At 51.3% G+C, this 17,627-nt stretch carries 20 protein-coding genes and 1 rRNA gene; 16 read left to right on the plus strand and 5 right to left on the minus strand.

Annotation, left to right across the window (positions count from 1 at the left end; all coding sequences use genetic code 11):
• The first annotated feature begins 216 nt into the window (after nucleotides 1-216).
• Nucleotides 217-332: ribosomal RNA gene (gene rrf / locus BT114_RS05340) — 5S ribosomal RNA — on the plus strand.
• Between the two features lie 165 nt (nucleotides 333-497).
• On the opposite strand, the gene BT114_RS05345 is transcribed toward rrf, so the two are convergent.
• Nucleotides 498-1,124 (minus strand): hypothetical protein, encoded by a 627-nt coding sequence (locus BT114_RS05345; RefSeq protein ID WP_218163464.1) that lies wholly within the window; start codon nucleotides 1,122-1,124, stop codon nucleotides 498-500.
• Entirely contained in the window at nucleotides 1,121-1,741 is a 621-nt protein-coding gene (locus tag BT114_RS05350; RefSeq protein WP_072325329.1) for a hypothetical protein, read from the minus strand. Before BT114_RS05350 ends, BT114_RS05345 begins: the two co-directional genes overlap by 4 nt.
• A gap of 186 nt (nucleotides 1,742-1,927) precedes the next feature.
• Here BT114_RS05350 and BT114_RS05355 point away from each other — a divergent pair, with 186 nt between their 5' ends.
• From BT114_RS05355 to BT114_RS05395, 10 genes are all read left to right on the plus strand, one after another.
• Nucleotides 1,928-2,194: a GlsB/YeaQ/YmgE family stress response membrane protein gene (locus tag BT114_RS05355; protein WP_072325330.1), complete on the plus strand. Its 267-nt coding sequence runs from the start codon at nucleotides 1,928-1,930 to the stop codon at nucleotides 2,192-2,194.
• Nucleotides 2,195-2,357: 163 nt separating this feature from the next.
• Entirely contained in the window at nucleotides 2,358-3,593 is a 1,236-nt protein-coding gene (locus BT114_RS05360) for an NAD(P)/FAD-dependent oxidoreductase (protein ID WP_245770395.1), read from the plus strand.
• Between the two features lie 186 nt (nucleotides 3,594-3,779).
• Nucleotides 3,780-4,505 carry a proteasome-type protease gene (locus tag BT114_RS05365; RefSeq protein ID WP_072325331.1) on the plus strand — a complete coding sequence of 242 codons (726 nt, stop codon included), beginning with the start codon at nucleotides 3,780-3,782 and terminating at the stop codon, nucleotides 4,503-4,505.
• Between the two features lie 59 nt (nucleotides 4,506-4,564).
• Nucleotides 4,565-5,269: an N-formylglutamate amidohydrolase gene (locus tag BT114_RS05370; protein ID WP_072325332.1), complete on the plus strand. Its 705-nt coding sequence runs from the start codon at nucleotides 4,565-4,567 to the stop codon at nucleotides 5,267-5,269.
• A 40-nt stretch (nucleotides 5,270-5,309) separates the two neighbouring features.
• Nucleotides 5,310-6,152 carry a transglutaminase-like domain-containing protein gene (locus tag BT114_RS05375; RefSeq protein WP_072325333.1) on the plus strand — a complete coding sequence of 281 codons (843 nt, stop codon included), beginning with the start codon at nucleotides 5,310-5,312 and terminating at the stop codon, nucleotides 6,150-6,152.
• Between the two features lie 31 nt (nucleotides 6,153-6,183).
• Nucleotides 6,184-7,512, plus strand: a complete 1,329-nt coding sequence (locus BT114_RS05380; protein WP_218163465.1) for a phospholipase D-like domain-containing protein — start codon at nucleotides 6,184-6,186, stop codon at nucleotides 7,510-7,512.
• A gap of 132 nt (nucleotides 7,513-7,644) precedes the next feature.
• Nucleotides 7,645-7,794, plus strand: coding sequence for a hypothetical protein (locus tag BT114_RS14935; RefSeq protein WP_177247049.1), 150 nt, complete (start codon nucleotides 7,645-7,647; stop codon nucleotides 7,792-7,794).
• Nucleotides 7,791-8,183, plus strand: a complete 393-nt coding sequence (locus tag BT114_RS05385; protein WP_072325335.1) for a PRC-barrel domain-containing protein — start codon at nucleotides 7,791-7,793, stop codon at nucleotides 8,181-8,183. The genes BT114_RS14935 and BT114_RS05385 overlap by 4 nt, the downstream gene beginning before the upstream one ends.
• Nucleotides 8,184-8,283: 100 nt before the next feature.
• Nucleotides 8,284-8,499 carry a DUF3185 family protein gene (locus BT114_RS05390; protein ID WP_177247050.1) on the plus strand — a complete coding sequence of 72 codons (216 nt, stop codon included), beginning with the start codon at nucleotides 8,284-8,286 and terminating at the stop codon, nucleotides 8,497-8,499.
• Nucleotides 8,500-8,513: 14 nt separating this feature from the next.
• Complete coding sequence (locus BT114_RS05395; RefSeq protein WP_072325337.1) at nucleotides 8,514-9,668, plus strand: AI-2E family transporter; 1,155 nt, start codon at nucleotides 8,514-8,516, stop codon at nucleotides 9,666-9,668.
• Nucleotides 9,669-9,677: 9 nt separating this feature from the next.
• On the opposite strand, the gene BT114_RS05400 is transcribed toward BT114_RS05395, so the two are convergent.
• A complete protein-coding gene (locus BT114_RS05400) occupies nucleotides 9,678-10,223 on the minus strand; it encodes a hydrolase (RefSeq protein WP_072325338.1) in 546 nt (181 codons plus the stop codon).
• 140 nt (nucleotides 10,224-10,363) lie between these two features.
• Between BT114_RS05400 and BT114_RS05405 the strand changes: the two genes are divergently transcribed.
• Nucleotides 10,364-11,230 (plus strand): Tim44 domain-containing protein, encoded by an 867-nt coding sequence (locus BT114_RS05405; protein WP_143142770.1) that lies wholly within the window; start codon nucleotides 10,364-10,366, stop codon nucleotides 11,228-11,230.
• Between the two features lie 105 nt (nucleotides 11,231-11,335).
• Here the strand turns inward: BT114_RS05405 and yaaA are convergent, their stop codons facing one another.
• On the minus strand, nucleotides 11,336-12,112 hold the full coding sequence (gene yaaA, locus BT114_RS05410) for a peroxide stress protein YaaA (protein ID WP_072325340.1): 777 nt from the start codon (nucleotides 12,110-12,112) through the stop codon (nucleotides 11,336-11,338).
• 187 nt (nucleotides 12,113-12,299) lie between these two features.
• Between yaaA and BT114_RS05415 the strand changes: the two genes are divergently transcribed.
• The 4 genes from BT114_RS05415 (at nucleotide 12,300) to radD (ending at nucleotide 16,068) form a co-directional block, all read left to right on the plus strand.
• Entirely contained in the window at nucleotides 12,300-12,758 is a 459-nt protein-coding gene (locus BT114_RS05415) for a tetratricopeptide repeat protein (protein ID WP_072325341.1), read from the plus strand.
• 105 nt (nucleotides 12,759-12,863) lie between these two features.
• Nucleotides 12,864-13,355 (plus strand): 3'-5' exonuclease, encoded by a 492-nt coding sequence (locus BT114_RS05420; RefSeq protein WP_072325342.1) that lies wholly within the window; start codon nucleotides 12,864-12,866, stop codon nucleotides 13,353-13,355.
• Between the two features lie 70 nt (nucleotides 13,356-13,425).
• The gene (locus tag BT114_RS05425; protein ID WP_072325343.1) at nucleotides 13,426-14,280 is read left to right on the plus strand and encodes a crotonase/enoyl-CoA hydratase family protein; all 855 of its coding nucleotides are present in this window, start codon (nucleotides 13,426-13,428) and stop codon (nucleotides 14,278-14,280) included.
• A 3-nt stretch (nucleotides 14,281-14,283) separates the two neighbouring features.
• A complete protein-coding gene (gene radD / locus BT114_RS05430) occupies nucleotides 14,284-16,068 on the plus strand; it encodes a DNA repair helicase RadD (protein WP_072325344.1) in 1,785 nt (594 codons plus the stop codon).
• 30 nt (nucleotides 16,069-16,098) lie between these two features.
• On the opposite strand, the gene BT114_RS05435 is transcribed toward radD, so the two are convergent.
• Complete coding sequence (locus tag BT114_RS05435) at nucleotides 16,099-17,595, minus strand: RimK family protein (protein WP_072325345.1); 1,497 nt, start codon at nucleotides 17,593-17,595, stop codon at nucleotides 16,099-16,101.
• Nucleotides 17,596-17,627 lie beyond the last annotated feature (32 nt).

Genomic DNA, 17,627 nt, shown 5'->3' on the forward strand with positions numbered 1-17,627 from the left:
CGCAACCATCCAGGTAACACAGTGAACGAAACACCGGATACAGTGAGACTGATCCCGCTTTGACACAGCAAGCTTCAAGAAAAAGCAACAAGCAGCATTAACAAGCAAGCGTAAATTAAAAACTCGGTTCTTGCCCCTTTTAAGGATGTTGGCGTCGCTGTACAACAGCACAGGCATCACAAGTATCAAAAAACACGCCAACCTCCAACAGTTACGCCTGACGACCATAGCGTCCGGGAACCACCTGATCCCATGCCGAACTCAGAAGTGAAACCGATCAGCGCCGATGATAGTGTGGGGCCTCCCCATGTGAAAGTAGGTCATCGTCAGGCACCTATTCAACAATCAACCCAGCCCATAAAGCTGGGTTTTTTGTTTTTAGTGCTGTAGTGATCTATAGGATCAATGCAATCAGGATGATGATCGGAATCGGAATTCCAAGGAAAAACAGCAATATTGAGCGCATAACCATCTCCTTCTAATTAATTGGGTGTGATTCAGGCATCACGCTGACGTCCACCAAAGACTGCCATCAGACTTGCTGCGAATGCACCAATCAGCAAAGCAACAAACATCCAAAGTGATCCGTTGGCTGATGCGTTACGCATCTCCTCAGTGATCTGCGTCTCGGTTATTCCGTCGGTTGTGCCAGCAATAGAACCCACCACCAATGTCAGCAGCAGAACCGTTACCAGTGATGCAACAGCCCAGGTAAGAAAACCATGGGCAGTATCACGAAAGTACACTTCATCGGTGTGTGCCAACGTCCACTTGATTCGCAACCGTCCCGCCAGATAACCACCCAAACCGAATGCAGCAAGTTGAGTAAAACTCAACCATGCAATTGCCACAAACCCGATTCTGGTGGCACTGGTGTTATCCATTGCCCAGGGGGATAAGGTTGTGAAACCCAACCCGGTGCCAAGGATCACAAGTAACAGTGACAAGGCTGCAGCACCAGCCGCTCCGGCAAAAATTGCTGCCCAGGAAACAGCACTGCTTGTGCCTGGTAGATCGTGGATGTTTGTTGCTGTGTTATCTATTCCCAGGGTTTGTTGCCCTGTATTAATGTCCGACATCAGTCTCTCCTTTGCAGTAAGGTTGCCACCAACACTAGTTATCAAGATTTGGCTTGCAGCATGTTATCGCGCTGGTTTTGTGCCCGTGCAGCCCCTATGGCACTTTGAACTGATTTAACCTCTTCAGGTGGTGGCAGAACAGCAGGTAAACCCAGGGATGCAATCCACAATTCACGTGCGAATCCCTTGGTGTGGTAGAGGTGATGATCTTCTTCTTCACCGATTGCTTCGAAGGCAGTTTTAAGTGCTTCAGTTTCTTCACCCTGACCCTGTTCTGCCAAATGCCCGATCAGTTCCCAGTTCAAGTGATCCTTGGTCTCTGCAAGAACCACGCATTCAGCTGCCACCAGTTGTGCTGCGGTTGGACCCCCTTGCGCTTTTGCCATTTTCATTGCTGTAACCAGTGAGTCACCAATGTGTGCCACCACTTTACGCGCTGGGGTCATAGTGTTCGGATCGAGATTTAATTCTTTAAATACTTTCAGCAGCACCTGCTCATGGTTGAGTGTTTGTTCGAGGTATTCTTCCCATTCGTCTGACAAATCCTCGTTTAACACGCAGGTCAATGCAGTTTCGTAGATCTTTATGCCACCATGTTCTGTTTCGAGTGCCTGATACAGCAACTCGTGCAGTTGCTTCTTGATGTATGGTTTTTTATTCATGGATTCCTCTTGAATGCCATCATGTTGGTTAAGGTTCGTCAATTCCTGAGTGCTGCCAACTATTTTTCAAATTGTAGGGGGGAGGCACGGCTGAGTCGGTGTGGTAACGCACGGTGAGGCTTTAAAAGCAGCAGTAAGCTTTTTTCACTGGCGCCGGTGCGTCGAAATTAGCTGGAGGACAAAATCATGGGAATAATCATATGGCTCATCATGGGGGGGCTGGTCGGTTGGATCGCAAGCATGATTATGGGAACTAATGCTCAGCAGGGCATCATTCTGAATATCGTAGTAGGTATTGTTGGTGCGCTGATTGGTGGGTGGCTGATCAGTCCAATGTTTGGTTACGGCTCCATCAATGAAGGTATCACTGTCATGAGTTTTGTTGTGTCGCTGATAGGTGCTGTAATACTGCTTGCTATTTTGAATCTGTTCCAACGCAGGTCAAAAGCCTGATATTCATCACCCATCGTGAAACGGTGGGTGATTCTTGAATTGATCCACTGATTTAACACAAACATTCCGCTTTGCCTTGCACTTCGTGTGATAGCGCACTGATGCAATTCTTCATACCTGCCACCCTTGCTGCTTAGAGCTAACTTTCCAAGGACAAGCAGCGATGACTCGTCAGCAGTCAGCCATGGATTTAAAAAGTGGTTATCCCTACTGGGCAGTCAAAAATGGCCTGATGTATTCGTTCCCGCAGTTGGATACGGATCTTGACTGTGATGTGGTGGTGATTGGTGCGGGTATCACAGGCGCACTGATCGCGGATGAGTTGGCCAGTCATGGTCATGATGTTGTTGTACTGGATCAGCGTGATGTCTGCTGGGGTAGTACATCAGCCAGTACCGCCTTGTTGCAGTATGAAATTGATACCCACGCGATTGATCTTGCCAAACGTTACGATCAGGCCGCTGCGTTATTGGCATATCAATCCAGCTTACAAGCCATTGATGAGTTGAGTGGATTAGCCCATGCGGTGGGTGATGTTGATTTTGCCAGGTGTGAAAGCCTGTACTACGCCAGTAATCGGGCTGACCATCCACGCATGAGTGATGAGTTTGCCTGGCGTCAACAGCATGGCTTCCCGGTTCGCTGGTTAAGCCGTGCCGATCTCAAGTCGGAGTATGGACTGACTGCCCCGGCGGCCATTCTCAGTACAGTGGCTGCACGGGTTGATCCGTATCGCTTTGCCTCACGTTTGTTACGCAGAATGCAGCGAAAGGGTACAGGTGTATTTGATCGCACTCAGGTGAAAACCATCACTGCAACCACTCGCTCAGTCCAACTCATTACTGACAAGGGGCTGTTGATCAAAGCAAAACATGCCGTGATTGCGGGTGGCTACGAATCACAATCCTGGTTGCACAAAAGTGTTGCCAAAAATCGCAGTAGTTATGCTTACATCACTGATCCAGTTAGCAGTGCACAACTGGGCTGGCTGACAAACACACTGCTATGGGAATCGTCTCGGCCTTATTTGTATCTGCGTAGCACCGGTGATGGACGGTTGTTGGTGGGTGGTGAAGATGATGATCACGATATTCCCGCACGGCGAGATCGCCAGGTTGATCGCAAAGCCACAACCTTGCAGCGCAAGATATCCCGTTTGTTTCCTGATCTTTATGCACCCCCGGCATTTGCCTGGGCAGGCACTTTTGCAGAAACCAGCGATGGTCTGCCACTGTTTGGTAAGCATCCACAGTACGGGCCTCGGGTGCTGTTTGCACTGGCCTACGGTGGCAACGGCATTACTTACAGCATACTCGGTGCGAGTTTGCTGCGCGCTCAGATTGAACGTCACCACCACCCATTAACCGCACTTTTTTCATTTTCCCGGCTTGGTGGTTAAGCGCACAGATGCTTGTACTGATTCAAGTCATGCTGGAGTCTCGCGAAATAATCGCTGCCTTTTGTACCACTGCTGGCGGACTCGAACGCTACTGGAGAAAAACCTGATGCTGCAAAACGACCATCTGCCATCACTCGATCAACCGGTGTGTGATCACTTGATGGGCAAGTTATCAGGCCAGATGCAATGACCTACTGTGTTGGGGTAAAGCTGGATGAAGGGCTGATCTTTGCTTCGGATTCACGCACCCATGCCGGTGTTGATAACTTTGCCAGCTTCAGCAAATTGAGTCTTTTTGAACAGGCCGGAGACCGAGTGATCATCCTGCTCAGTTCCGGAAGTCTGGCGGGCACTCAGGCAGTGATCAGTATGCTCAGACAGAACGAAACCCAACCTGAAATCGCCAGCTTGCGAAACGCTAAATCCATGTTTGACGCAGCCTTGCTGGTTTCGGATGCCATGCGGTTAGTGGACAAACGCGACGCTCAATACCTATCCAAAAATGATGGTGGTTTTCAGTCATCTTTTATCCTTGGTGGCCAGATCAAGGGGGAGGCATCAAGGCTTTTCCGTCTTTATTCCGAAGGAAATTTTATTGAAGCAGGCGACCAGACCCCCTTCTTTCAAACCGGCGAAACCAAGTACGGCAAACCCATTATTGATTGGGCAATAACTCGTTCCACCAACCTGAATGACGCAACAAAATGTGTCCTGGTATCTTTTGATTCCACCATGAACAGCAATTTGTCGGTTGGTATGCCCATCGATCTGATCTGCTACAAGAGTGACAGCCTGGAGGTGACCATGCGTCGCCGCTTTGATTCTGGTGATCCATATTTTGATGCACTGAGTACAGACTGGAATGCAGGAATCCGGGATGTTTTCAGTCGACTGACCAATCTGGAGTGGTAGTGTTGTTGAATAGCGCGGAAAACCTACCTAACACAAACAACAGCCTGACATCGGCTGCAATGGCTCTGGTTATTACCTGTGAACACGGTGGCAACCGGATTCCGCCACCCTATCATCACTGGTTCCATCACTGTCAAAAACTGCTGGAAAGTCATCGTGGTTTTGATCCCGGTGCTCTGGTCATGGCGAGGGCACTGGCTGGAGATTTTGCTGTGCCTTTGGTGGCATCCACCGTAAGTCGTCTGCTGGTGGATCTGAATCGCTCCATTGGCCATCAACACCTGCATATGGAAGAAATCCGCACACTGCCGAACAAAATCAGGCAAGAGATCATTTCAGAGCATTATCAACCCTATCGTAAGGAAGCGGAGCAACAAATTGCCCAGGCGATTGCCCGGCATGGTCGAGTTACTCATATCTCTTGCCACAGTTTTACCAACAACCTTGATGGTCAGGTGCGCCACGCCGACATTGGTCTGCTTTATGATCCGGCTCGAAAAGGAGAGCGTGCCCTGTGTGCAAACTGGAAGTCTGCTCTTAAAGCCTGTGCTCCGAACCTTGATGTCCGCCGTAATTTTCCCTACGACGGCCGCAACGATGGCCTCACTACCTCACTAAGAAAACTCTACCCGCCCGATGCCTATCTGGGTATTGAGCTGGAACTGAATCAGAAAAACACCTTGCTTCCCACAGATCAATGGGCGGCCCTGCGAGCAGTCGTTATCACCTCTTTGCATACAACTCTCAGGGGCCTTCAGCCATGACAACAATCCAGAAAACCTCCACCAGTACAGAGTCAGCACTATGAAAATTCGCCTTGGTTATGAAATGATATTCGACTGTTTCCAGGCCACCCCAATCATTCTGATGCTGAAGGTGCACCCTGGCCGCGCTCAGGATCTGATTGTTCCAGATCAGGTGGTGGTTTCACCGCCAGTTCCCATTACCACTTATTACGACAGTTATGGTAACCAGTGCACACGTATTCTTGCCCCCAAAGGCCTGCTGCGTGTATCAACGGATGCTGTGATTAATGACAACGGGCTGACTGATGTGGTGAACCCGGAAGCAAAACAAACCCCCGTTGAGCAACTCCCTGACGAGGCACTGCTGTTTCTGCTTGGTAGTCGATACTGCGAAATGGATCCTCTGGCAGATATTGCCTGGCAACTTTTCAGTGATCATGCCACGGGTTGGTTACGAGTCCAGGCAATCTGTGATTATGTTCATCAGCATATTGAGTTTGGTTACCACCATGCATCCAGTACAAGAACGGCCAAGGATGTTTTTCAGGAGAGAAAAGGTGTGTGTCGCGACTACGCACATCTTGCCATCACGTTGTGCCGTTGTATGAATATTCCCGCCCGTTATTGCACGGGTTATCTGGGTGATATGGGGATTCCGCCACCCTATGGAGAAATGGATTTTGCCGCCTGGTTTGAGGCCTACCTTGATGGTCAGTGGTACATCTTTGACCCACGCAACAACATGCCCCGCATGGGCCGTATTCTTATCGCTCGTGGCCGTGATGCTGCTGATGTTGCCATCAGCACAACGTTTGGGCCTAGCAACCTGACCTATTTTAAAGTGCATACCGACGAAATTCCTGAAGTTTGCCCCAGCTCAGCAAACCGAGATGCTGTGTAACCAGGGCACGCCAAAGCAGGCAGGCTGAAGCGTGAATCTTCTGGGACATCTGTCTGAGACCACTTTTATGTCATTGACCAGGAAGCGAAAACCGATGTTTTGGATTATCCTGCTCACGGTGCTGGTCACCAGCCTGACTCTGGTGTTGTTGCAGAACTTCAAGTCACCCGAAAAGGCGCTGGAGCGTAACGTTGAGCATCGTTATGTTGTCTCTGACCCACCTTTCCAGCGTGAAATGTCTGTCCTGCTCGGTCCGGCAATCGTTGCAGGCAATCATGTGACTGCGCTGCAAAATGGTGATGAGATTTTTCCGGCGATGTTGCTGGCGATTCGTTCAGCGCAAACTTCAATTACCTTCGAGACCTTTATTTACTGGTCGGGTGAAACGGGTGAAGCCTTCTCAGAAGCACTTTCCGAACGTGCCCGCGCAGGTGTACCTGTCAGTGTGATTATCGACTGGGTTGGCAGTACCCGGATGGAGCAGGCATTGCTGGATTCCATGCAGGATGCCGGTGTGCAGTTACATCGCTATCGGCCACTGCACTGGTTCAACCTGGGGCGTATGAATAACCGCACCCATCGTAAGTTGCTGGTGGTTGATGGACGCATAGGTTTTACCGGTGGAGTCGGTATTGCTGATCAATGGATAGGTGATGGTGGCAGTCCTGAGCACTGGCGAGATACACATTACAGGATTGAAGGACCGGTTGTGGCACAGCTGCAAGCGGCTTTTAACGACAACTGGATCAAGACCACCGGTCAGGTATTAAACGGCTCACGTTATTTTCCCGCTCTACAGAAGGAAGGTGTGATGGACGCGCACGTGTTCATTGCCTCGCCATCGGGCGGGAGCGAGAGTATGCATCTGATGTATCTGCTTGCCATTATGGCGGCCGAGACCAGTATTGATCTTGCGGCGGCCTACTTTGTACCCGACAAGCTGTTGATTGAGGCCTTGATTGCTGCCAGTCACCGCAATGTTCGGGTTCGTATCCTGCTACCTGGGCCACACATTGATGTGCTTATCGTAAAGATAGCGTCCAAGTCAGATTGGGGGGCGTTGCTACAGGCAGGTGCCGAGATTCATATTTATCAACCAACCATGCTGCATACCAAGTTGCTGGTCATTGATACCGAGTTTGTCTCCGTGGGTTCTACCAACTTTGATATGCGCTCAATTCGCCTTAATGACGAAGCCAGTTTGAATATCTACAACCATGATTTTGCCGCCCGGATGACAGCCGTATTTGAGGATGACCTGTTGTCGGCCAAACCCTACTCCCTTGCTCATTGGAAGAACCGTCCACTGCATGAAAAAGTTTACGAACTCATTCTTCTACCCGTCAGGTCACAGCTTTGATTAAGGTGCAGTTAAGTTAGGCACCGCACCGACTTGGCCTGGAGCTTCAGCTATTTTGGAGGTTCACTCTGCCTCACCATGAGTTTATGGCAAGAGGCAGAGCCTTAAAGAAATAAATATCTGGAGTGAGACATGAGAAAAAACCCGATCAAGAGTAACCCTTCCGATGAGAAGGGCAAGGCCAAGCCAGCTGCCGACAAGGCCAAGCCTCAGCAACAAAGTGGCAAGGATGACACAGTATTAAGTGATGTTAATAACAGCGCCCGGAAGGAAAAAAAATGAATAATCCAACAGCACCACTAACAACTGATGGCCGTGCCGTTGAAGATGGCCTGCCTGGAACTGCGTTGCTGAGTGCAGCAACCGTTACCGGCAATGAAGTCTGCAACATGCAGGATGAAAAGCTCGGAAAAATTCAGGACATTATGCTTGATTTGACTGAGGGCAAGATTCGCTACGCTGTTTTGTCTTCCGGTGGGTTTCTGGGCATGGGTGATCGTCTGTTTGCCGTGCCATGGAAAGCATTAAAGCTGGATAGGGAAAATCATCGGTTTCTGCTCAACGTGGACATTGAGCGCCTGAAGAATGCGCCGGGCTTTGACAAGGACCAATGGCCCGATATGGCTGACTCCACTTGGAGTTCAACCATTGAGTCCTACTACATCCGGTAATTTGATCGCCAATAATTCCGGGTTTGATGGTTAGAAGGAGTAGCGCTGGCCAATACCAGCGTTATCTCCGAAGCAACATCCTTGAATGAAGGAGATTGAAATGACAAAAAGTATAGTTCCTGCGCTTGTGTTGCTGGTTGTGGGTTTGATCCTGCTTTTCTTTGCGTATCAGTCATCCCAGAGTGTGGGTGATCAGGTGACTGAGGCTGTCACCGGGCGTTTTACTGATTCCACCATCTGGTTTCTGATTCTTGGGGCGGCGGCTGCCGTGGCTGGTGTTGGATTGCTATTGTTTGGTAAATCTGCCAGAAGTTAACCTGGGAATTTGTAATGCCCCACGATATGGAAGAAAACCCGTTGGTATTGTGCCCGGATAAACAACTATTCACCGCAGGTGAGCTTCGCCTGTTTCGCTACACAGCGGTGCTCATGTCACTGGTTGCATTGGTTGGGTTAATCGGCATTATTGTGTGGGCATTCAGTTGGACACTGGGTGTATTTTACAACTTGCTGTTATCACTTTCCCTTGCCGGTATTCTGGCACTGGTGCTTTACCCGATAGTGAGGTTTCTCGAAAGACGGCTCCGCCTCTCACACTTGCTGGCGGTTATTCTGGTGCTGGTGGCCTTTTTTCTGGGTGTGGGTGGTTTGATGCTGTTGCTGGTTCCTATTCTGGTCAGCCAGGCAGTACAACTTTTGACTGCCTTGCCCGATCAGTTGGCAAGCTGGCAGGCACATTTCTCTTCAAGCTTTCCGGAAATCAGTTCGATGATTTCATCCAATATCGAGAGTAATGGCAAGGAGGTGACCAGGTCAGTCATGCCAGACCTGGAAAGCACAGGCAGCACCATTGTCAGTTATATGGGGCTGTTGGCGGGTCTCGGTTTTGTACCCTTGTTCCTTTTTTTTGCCCTGCTCTCCGGGCGTTCACTCCGGGGCAAGGTATCCAAACAACTATCAATTTTCCATGCGTCTACCCAGCAAAAAATACTCTATTTTATGGATGTTTTTGTGGGATACATCACTGCCTTCTTTCAGGGGCAGCTTATCATTGCGGTGAGCATGGGTGGCTTGTATGCCATAAGTTTTATGCTGATCGGCCTGAAATTTGGAGTGTTGATTGGTCTGGTGCTGGGGTTGTTGAACATTGTTCCTTTTCTTGGTTCGTTAATTGGCTTGATGGTGGTGCTGCCCATGGCCTATCTGCAGCCAGAGGGTGGTGTTCAGTTGCTGCTGCTGGCAGGACTGGTATTCGCAGCGGTGCAAGTGATTGAAAGCTGGTTATTAACACCCAAAATCATGGCCAATCGATCGGGTCTACATCCGGCGCTGGTGGTGATCTCGCTGTTTTTGTGGGGCACCATCCTGGGCGGTATTATTGGTATGGTGCTAGCTGTGCCCCTGACAGCCTTTTTTGTTGCCATCTGGGGCGAAGCCAAAACCAGCCTGGAAAAAAAGCTGAATGCCCAGAATGTTGGGTCATGAAGGCCTGCTTTATCTGATCCAGCCTCGATTGATCCGGCGGAAGGTATCTGTTCCTGCCTTTTCCAGCCACTCAAAAGCAACCATTTCTCTGCTGACCACCTGAGCACCAAGCTGCTTTAGACGCTCCAGTGCCAGTTGTTTGTCTTTTGGATTGCGTGAACCCAGCCCCTCTTCTACCAGATAAACGGAGTAGCCCTGCTCCAGCAGATCAGCTGCTGTCTGGAAGCAGCACACATGCGCTTCTGTACCCATCAGCACAACCTGAGGCTTGCCTAAATCGGCCAGGTGGTTATGGATATGCTCTTCCTTCATTGCACTGAAGTGCATCTTCTGCAGGGTTTCACCTTCCTTAAGCAGTCGGGCGATGGCAGAGACACTGCTACCAATTCCTTCCGGATATTGCTCAGTGGCGCGAATGGTGACTCCCAGCTCACGGGCAATCTCAAGCAGCCAGCAACTGGTGTTGATGACATTGGATGCCTGGTGAATGTGTGGTGCCAGTTTTGATTGAATGTCGACAACCAGCAGTAAACTTGTCGATGCTTGCAGCAGCATGGCAGACTCCCTTGAAATAGTGATTGTTGTTAGACTTGAGTCTAAGGGGTAGGGTATAGTTATCTAATGGAACCTTACATGAACACTTGGGCCTGTGCCACTGATAGTGCAGGCTGTAACTTAGGCTGGAGGTTAATTCGGTGACACGTTTTCTTGCATTTGGTATGAGCTTCCTGTTTGTGTTTGCCTTGGGTATCAGTGAGGCTGACGCCCGCCGTATGGGTGGTGGTGCTTCTTCTGGTACCTTCTCACGTCAGGCCGCACCGACTCAGTCTCCGGCTCAGGCCAGCCAGCCACGCCAGCAGCAACAGCCTGGTGCAGCCGCAGCTGCAGGAACACGCAGTGGTTTTGGTGGTATGTTGATGGGCCTCGCAGCGGGTGGTCTTCTGGCGGCTTTGTTCATGGGGGGGGCATTTGAAGGAATCCAGTTTTTTGACATACTGCTGCTGCTGTTGATTGCCGGTGGCGTGGTGATGTTCCTGCGCAGTCGTGCTGCCAGTCGACAGCCGGCAACAGAAGCTGCTGGTTCCGCTTATCAGCGTCAATCTGCTGCGACAGGTTTTGAAGGCATGAACCCCGTAGCGCCTGCTCAAGCATCTGCTGATACCTCTGATCCCGCCATTCAATATGGTGCGCCTTCCTGGTTTGATGAGCAGGGCTTTATTGAGCGTGCTCGCCAACACTTTATGGATTTGCAAGCTGCCTGGGATGCAAATGATCTGGGCCGGATCCGTGAATATGTAACCCCCCAGTTGTTCAAGTTCCTATGTGATGAACGTGCTCGCCAGCCAGACGAAGTCAGAACCGAGGTTCGTAAGCTGGCTGCTGAAGTCACCAATATTCAACAGATCGGTGATACCGTTGAACTGGCAGTGATGTTCCACGGAGTGATCAGTGAAACCGGCTCTCCAGATGCACTGTTCTGTGAGATATGGCATCTGATGCGTGATATGAGCCAGGAAAATGCTCCTTGGCTGATTCAGGGCATTGAGCAGGTGGAAAGCTGATCGGCATTAGCAACGACTGAAGTTAAAAAAGGCACCCTTGTGGTGCCTTTTTCGTTTGAACCCGGGGGCTTTCTCTCAAGTCGCTTTCCCTCCAGATGTTTTGTGTCAGGTGCTTTCTCTGCGGGTGAACACCCAGGTGTTTTGTTTGCTCTGGGCAGGATCAAAGGAATAACCGGCAAGGCTGAAGTCCTTGATACCCTCGGGTTGATCAATACGCTGCTCAAGAATGAAACGCGCCATCAGTCCACGTGCTTTTTTGGCGTAAAAACTGATGATCTTGTATTGCCCGTTTTTCCAGTCTTTAAATACGGGTGTCACCACTGGGGACTGGAGTTTGCTGGTATCAACAGCCTTGAAGTACTCCTGAGATGCAAGATTAACCAGCACAGGATGCTGGTGCTCAGCAAGCTCCCGGTTGATCTGGTCAGCCAGTAAAGGCTGCCAGAAAGCATAGAGGTCTTTACCCCGATGATTTGCAAAACCGGTACCCATTTCCAGTCGATAGGGCTGAATCAGATCCATGGGTTTGAGGAGTCCATAAAGTCCTGAAAGAATCCTTAAATGCCTCTGTCCAAAGTTCAGTGCCTTGTCGTTCAGTGTCGGAGCATCAAGGCCAGTGTACACATCTCCGGTAAAGGCTTGTGCGGCTGGTTTTGCGTTAGCAGGTGTAAAGGGTTGATGCCACTGTTGGTAACGGCCGGCATTGAGTGTGCCCAGCTTGTCACTGATTTTCATTAGTTGGCAAAGATCCTGTGGTGCCAGGGGCCGTAATTGCTCAACAAGCTCTGCTGCTTGCTCCAGAAACAATGGCTGGCTATGGATATTAGAGCTGGCAGGGGTTTCAAAGTCGATGGATTTTGCAGGTGAAAGAAGACTGAGCATATAAACTCCACTGAATAGGCTTGCAGGGAGTATACCCCGATTTTTGTGACTGCTTAGTCCATAAGTCTGACATAAAAAATTCAAAAATGGCTTATCAAAACGCTTCAGGATGATTACAATCCGCACCAGTTTTACGCAGCTGCGAAATGCATGGTCTGCGTATTGTTACATCAATCAGAGGCTCGCGATGTCTTCCTCGAATCAGTTGCTGGCAAACCTTGAGTTTTCCCTCGCTGACCGCTTTTACAAACTGGCTTGCAAACCCGGATTGAAGCTGTTCCGTCACCTGACTCGTGGACTGATGCATCATGCAGCAGGCTTGGGCCATCAGCGCACGCTGCTGGTGTTTGGTGAGCGATTGATGAGCCAGGGCATCACTGAAAGAGAGCGCATGCTGGGCGCTGAATACCTGGTTCGAGCAGCCCAGCAGGGTAATGCTGAAGCCCAGTGGCTTGCTGGCAGCATCTATGAAAAAGGTGTTGCTCCTTTTGTGCAAAATGACGCCCATGCGGTCACCTGGTATGCCCGTGCTGCGGGTCAGGGCCACAGCAAAGCTTGCCGCCGTCTGGCGCGTGCTTATCAGCAAGGTGAGCTGAGTTTGCCTGCCAATTCCGAGAAGGCCTGTTACTGGAATCAGGCTGCCTGATTGTTCCTCCTTGTTCTGTTGCAGTAAACTGGCGCGTAATTTGCTGGTCAGGCTGGATACCCGGTCCCGGCACTCTGCCGGCTGCATACAAGACAAGGATCCGGAATGGAATTACCCTACATCGTTGACGTTGAGGCCTCAGGTTTTGGCCGTGGCAGCTATCCCATTGAGGTGGGTTTTGCTCGTCCGGATGGCACAACGTCTGCCCGCCTGATTTGCCCTCAACCTGGCTGGACCCATTGGAATGACGAGGCTCAGGAGGTTCACGGCATCACTCGTGAGCAACTGCTGAGTGAAGGTTTACCACCTGTTGAAGTCGCTGACTGGTTAAATACTGAGCTGCGCGGCTTGACCGTGTTCAGTGATAGCTGGGGTTTTGACAGCAGCTGGATCGCACTGCTCTTTGATGAGGCGGAACGCCTGCAAATGTTCCGTGTTGAAACACTTAACAAGTTACTGAGTGAAAAGCAGCTGGTTGACTGGGGTAAAACGAAACAACAGGTGCTGGAAGAATTGAATCTGGTTCGTCATCGTGCTGCTGATGATGCATTCATGCTGCAGCGTACCCTGCGGCGAGTATTAAAGGTCAAAGATTAAAACATCTGTTTGACTTTGTTTGCTGCATTTCTTAGGCTCGTTCCAACCGACAAACGCGAGGCCTGCATTCATGTCCGAATCTACTGCTCCTTCCCCCGGTGCCCAGAAGCCTGGTGCTCAAGAACCTGGTTTTCAAGAGCCCAGGGTTGAATTAACCCTCAGACAGGGTATTGCCCGAGTGATATTGAACCGTCCCGGCAAACATAACAGTCTGGACATGGAGCTGATCACGGCATTGCTGGAGGTGCTGGAAACCCTCCAGAGCAGCCGTGATCTACGAGTGGTGATTTTATCTGGCAAAGGCGATAGCTTTTGCAGTGGACTGGATGTCACTGCGGTAATGGCCGAACCGCGTAACATTCAATGGCTGCTGGGCGGTTGTGATGGTTATCCGCATAACCGGGTACAACACCTGGCGCTGGGTTGGCGCTCCCTGCCGGTGCCGGTGATTGCTGTGATTCAGGGGCATTGTTACGGTGGTGGTTTGCAGATTGCCATGGGGGCTGATCTGCGGATTGCGCATCCAACCGCGCAGCTTTCGGTGATGGAAGGTCGTTGGGGCATCATCCCGGATATGGGGATCAGTGTCACTGCAAGGGGTTGCATGCGTGAAGATGTGCTGATGCGCATGACCTTGACTGCGGAAGTGCTGGATGGTCAGACGGCCAGGCTGGAAGGCATGGTCACGGAAGTGTCCGATGATCCCATGGCGCGCGCTGAAGTCCTGGCTGCAGAGTTCTGCCGTCGCTCACCGGACATGGTGCGAGCCACCAAACGCCTGTTACGGGACTCCCACACCCAGACCGATGATGAGCGCCTGGCGATGGAAGAAAAGTTGCAACGCCGTTTGCTCGGAACACCCAACCAGATGGAAGCCGTCATGGCTAACCTGCAGCATCGTGATCCGGTGTTCAGCACGGATTGATTGATGCAATCGACTGCAGGCTTTCAGTTACGCCCTTATCAGCAGGATGCCGTGCAGGCGGTGTTGCAGTGGTTTCGTGCTTCCAGTGATCCTGCGTTATTAAGTCTGCCGACCGGTGCTGGCAAAAGCCTGGTGATTGCCGAGTTGGCCCGTCTGGCACGAGGACGGGTACTGGTGCTGGCCCATGTGCAGGAACTGGTGGAACAGAATCATGCCAAATACGCCGCTTATGGTTTACAGGCAGATATCTTCAGTGCCGGTCTGGGATTAAAGCAGGCTGAGCGTCAGGTGGTGTTTGGTTCCGTACAGTCAGTCAGTCGCCATCTGCCGCGTTTTGATGATGAGCGTTTCACCCTGCTGGTGATTGATGAGTGCCATCGTGTCAGCCTGGAGAAGGACTCCGCCTATCAGCAGGTGATTCAGCACCTGCAACAACTGAATCCACAACTGAAGGTGCTGGGTCTGACGGCCACACCTTATCGACTGGGGCAGGGTTTTGTTTATCACCGCCATTTGCAGCAGCAAGCGGTTCGTGGTGATGAAAACTGCTTTTTCCGTGCCTGCATTTACGAGTTGCCACTGCGCTGGATGGTCAGGAAGGGTTATCTGACCACGCCCTTGCGCATGGATATGGCCATGCTGGCTTATGACTTCTCGATGCTGGTACCCACTGCTTCCGGGTATTTCAGTGAAAGTGAAATGGATCAGGTGGTGCAATCCAGTCGTGTGACACCAGGCATTGTTGCAGACATTCAGCAGCGGGCGACCAGCCGGCATGGTGTGATGATCTTCTGTGCCAGTGTGCGTCATGCTGAAGAAGTGGCTGGTTTGTTGCCCAGTGAGCAAACGGCGTTGATCACCGGGGCTTTGCCCGGCAAGGAACGTGAACAGATCCTTCGAGCCTTCAAGGCACAGGAACTCAAGTATCTGGTGAATGTGTCCGTGTTAACGACCGGTTTTGATGCACCCCATGTGGATTTGATTGCCCTGCTGCGCCCCACCGAGTCGGTCAGTCTGTATCAGCAGATCCTGGGTCGTGGACTGCGCCTTTCACCGGACACCGCTAAGGCGGATTGCCTGTTGCTGGATTATGCCGGTAATCCCTGGGACCTCTGGGCTCCTGAAATCAGCAGTCCACGACCCTCCCGTGACAGTCAGTTGGTGCAGGTGAATTGTCCGGCCTGTGGTTTTGCCAACACCTTCTGGGGGCGGACCACCACTGATGGTGACGTGCTGGAGCATTTCGGGCGGCGCTGTCAGGGTTGGCTGGAGTCGGATACCGGTTCAGGCGGTCAGTGTGATTTTCGTTTTCGCTTTCGGGTCTGTGAGGCTTGTGGGGGTGAGGCTGATATTGCAGCCAGGGTTTGCCCGCATTGTGATGCCACCCTGGTGGATGCAGACCGCAAACTGAAAGAGGCGTTGCAACTCAAGGATGCCAGGGTGCTGCGAGTCAGTGGCATGACGCTGGACGCAACCCTTAATGGCCGTGGTTTACCTCGCCTGAAGGTCACCTACCATGATGAGGATGGCACTGAACTCAGTGACTGGTATGCCCTGGAGACTGCCGCGCAGCGTTATGCCTTTGAGCAGGTGTTTTTGCGTGATCACCTGAAGGCGCCGGGCTGTGGCTGGCATCCGGCAAGTGCTGAAGAGGCCGCAGCAGGCATAGAGCGGCTGCGCCACCCGGACTTTGTGATTGCCCGCAAGGTGGATCGCAGGCACTGGCGCATCCAGCAGCGCCTGTTTGATTATCAGGGACGCTTTCGCAAGGCTGAAGCAGCCCATTGATAAAGCCTGCTTCAGCCTTGCTGACCTGACCTATCCCAGTCCCAGTCGTTTCTGCTCCATGCGACGCAGGAACTCACTCATCACCTGATGGTAAAGGTCTTCTTTCAGGTACAGATCTTCCACTTCCGAGTCGATGTTGGGATTGTCATTCACCTCAATCACCACCACTCGATCTCCGCTTTGTTTCAGATCCACACCATAGAGGCCGTCACCAATCAGTTTGGTGGCCTTGAGTGCGGTTTTTAACACCTGCGGTGGAACCTGATGCACCGGTAAGGTGGCAAAACCACCAGAAACCGCTTCACCACTGGTGTGGTTGTAAATCTGCCAGTGGCCTTTGGTCATGAAGTATTGGCAGGCAAACAGGGGTTTGTTGTTGAGGATACCTATGCGCCAGTCATAATCCGTATACATGAACTCCTGCACTAGCAGGATAGCCGACTGCTTGAAGTAACGAGCAGCCTGTTCCAGCAGTTCGTCCTGATTATTGACCTTGACCACCCCCTTGGAAAAAGCACCGTCAGGCACCTTGAGTACCGCTGGGTAGGTCATTTCTGCTGCAACTTTCAGTAGCTCCTTTTTACGATCCTTGTAGAGAAAGGTGGTGTGTGGCATCGGAATGCCTTTGCTGGCCAGCAGATCAGCCAGATAAACCTTGTTGCAGCATCGCAGGATCGAGGTGGGGTCATCCATTACCACCATGCCTTCCACTTCAGCCTTTTTGGCAAAACGGTAGGTGTGATTGCTGATGGATGTGGTTTCACGGATGAACAGGGCATCGTATTCGGCCAGATGGCTGAAGTCCTTCTTTTCAATCAGCTCAACATCAATGCCCAGCTTGCGCCCGGCCTTGATGAAATATTTCAGGGCATCCGGGTCGGAAGGCGGCAGTTTATCTTCCGGATCGACCAGAATCGCCAGATCGTAACGGTATTTGCGCTTCGCACTGGGTTTACGCCAGACCTTGCGGCTGTATGCATCCAGTGAGGAGGCAAACAAGTCCTGATCTTCTTCACACAGGTGTTTCAGGCCTTCCGGGCGCAGCGCTTCGATCTGCCAGTCTTCACTCTTGCGGAAGGTCATGCTGAGGATCGGACAGGGATACTGTTCAAAGATTTGCCTTGCCAGATCTGCCAGTGGAGCAAAACGGGTTTGCCCAAAACAGAGGGTTACTTCCAGGCGCTGGTTTTCTTCCAGCTGTGCCCGAAGCCCGGCATTACGACTCACCAGTTTATTCAGTGAAGCGTTCAGGGTATCCATGTTGAGCCCGTAAATGGACTTTTTACCCAGGTCATTGATGGTGCGGATGGATGGAATCACCTTGTGGCCACGGGCTTCAGCCAACAAGGAAGTGTAATAACCGTAACTCAGGTAACGGTAACTGCTGCACAGGTTGATGACCTGGGTGGGTGCAGCATCGGTGCGGCTACCCTGGGCCAGGTAATCATGGGCGGTCAGCAGATCTTCAGTGGGGTAATAGGCTACCCAGTCAGCAGTTTTGTCTACAATGATTTTCAGACGGGTCATGGTGTATCTCGGTTGCAGTCCTTTGGTTCACT

Source organism: Marinospirillum alkaliphilum DSM 21637 (assembly GCF_900119735.1).
Taxonomy (GTDB): Bacteria; Pseudomonadota; Gammaproteobacteria; order Pseudomonadales; family Halomonadaceae; genus Marinospirillum; species Marinospirillum alkaliphilum.

Excerpts from the sequence above, each read along its gene's own strand:
- BT114_RS05435 (WP_072325345.1), bottom strand. The coding sequence starts at position 17,595 with ATGACCCGTCTGAAAATCATTGTAGACAAAACTGCTGACTGGGTAGCC.
- BT114_RS05385 (WP_072325335.1), top strand. The coding sequence starts at position 7,791 with ATGAATAATCCAACAGCACCACTAACAACTGATGGCCGTGCCGTTGAA.
- BT114_RS05390 (WP_177247050.1), top strand. The coding sequence starts at position 8,284 with ATGACAAAAAGTATAGTTCCTGCGCTTGTGTTGCTGGTTGTGGGTTTG.
- BT114_RS05360 (WP_245770395.1), top strand. The coding sequence starts at position 2,358 with ATGACTCGTCAGCAGTCAGCCATGGATTTAAAAAGTGGTTATCCCTAC.
- BT114_RS05415 (WP_072325341.1), top strand. The coding sequence starts at position 12,300 with ATGTCTTCCTCGAATCAGTTGCTGGCAAACCTTGAGTTTTCCCTCGCT.
- BT114_RS14935 (WP_177247049.1), top strand. The coding sequence starts at position 7,645 with ATGAGAAAAAACCCGATCAAGAGTAACCCTTCCGATGAGAAGGGCAAG.
- BT114_RS05420 (WP_072325342.1), top strand. The coding sequence starts at position 12,864 with ATGGAATTACCCTACATCGTTGACGTTGAGGCCTCAGGTTTTGGCCGT.
- BT114_RS05365 (WP_072325331.1), top strand. The coding sequence starts at position 3,780 with ATGACCTACTGTGTTGGGGTAAAGCTGGATGAAGGGCTGATCTTTGCT.
- BT114_RS05370 (WP_072325332.1), top strand. The coding sequence starts at position 4,565 with ATGGCTCTGGTTATTACCTGTGAACACGGTGGCAACCGGATTCCGCCA.
- BT114_RS05375 (WP_072325333.1), top strand. The coding sequence starts at position 5,310 with ATGAAAATTCGCCTTGGTTATGAAATGATATTCGACTGTTTCCAGGCC.
- BT114_RS05425 (WP_072325343.1), top strand. The coding sequence starts at position 13,426 with ATGTCCGAATCTACTGCTCCTTCCCCCGGTGCCCAGAAGCCTGGTGCT.
- BT114_RS05355 (WP_072325330.1), top strand. The coding sequence starts at position 1,928 with ATGGGAATAATCATATGGCTCATCATGGGGGGGCTGGTCGGTTGGATC.
- radD (WP_072325344.1), top strand. The coding sequence starts at position 14,284 with ATGCAATCGACTGCAGGCTTTCAGTTACGCCCTTATCAGCAGGATGCC.
- BT114_RS05395 (WP_072325337.1), top strand. The coding sequence starts at position 8,514 with ATGCCCCACGATATGGAAGAAAACCCGTTGGTATTGTGCCCGGATAAA.
- BT114_RS05350 (WP_072325329.1), bottom strand. The coding sequence starts at position 1,741 with ATGAATAAAAAACCATACATCAAGAAGCAACTGCACGAGTTGCTGTAT.
- BT114_RS05400 (WP_072325338.1), bottom strand. The coding sequence starts at position 10,223 with ATGCTGCTGCAAGCATCGACAAGTTTACTGCTGGTTGTCGACATTCAA.
- yaaA (WP_072325340.1), bottom strand. The coding sequence starts at position 12,112 with ATGCTCAGTCTTCTTTCACCTGCAAAATCCATCGACTTTGAAACCCCT.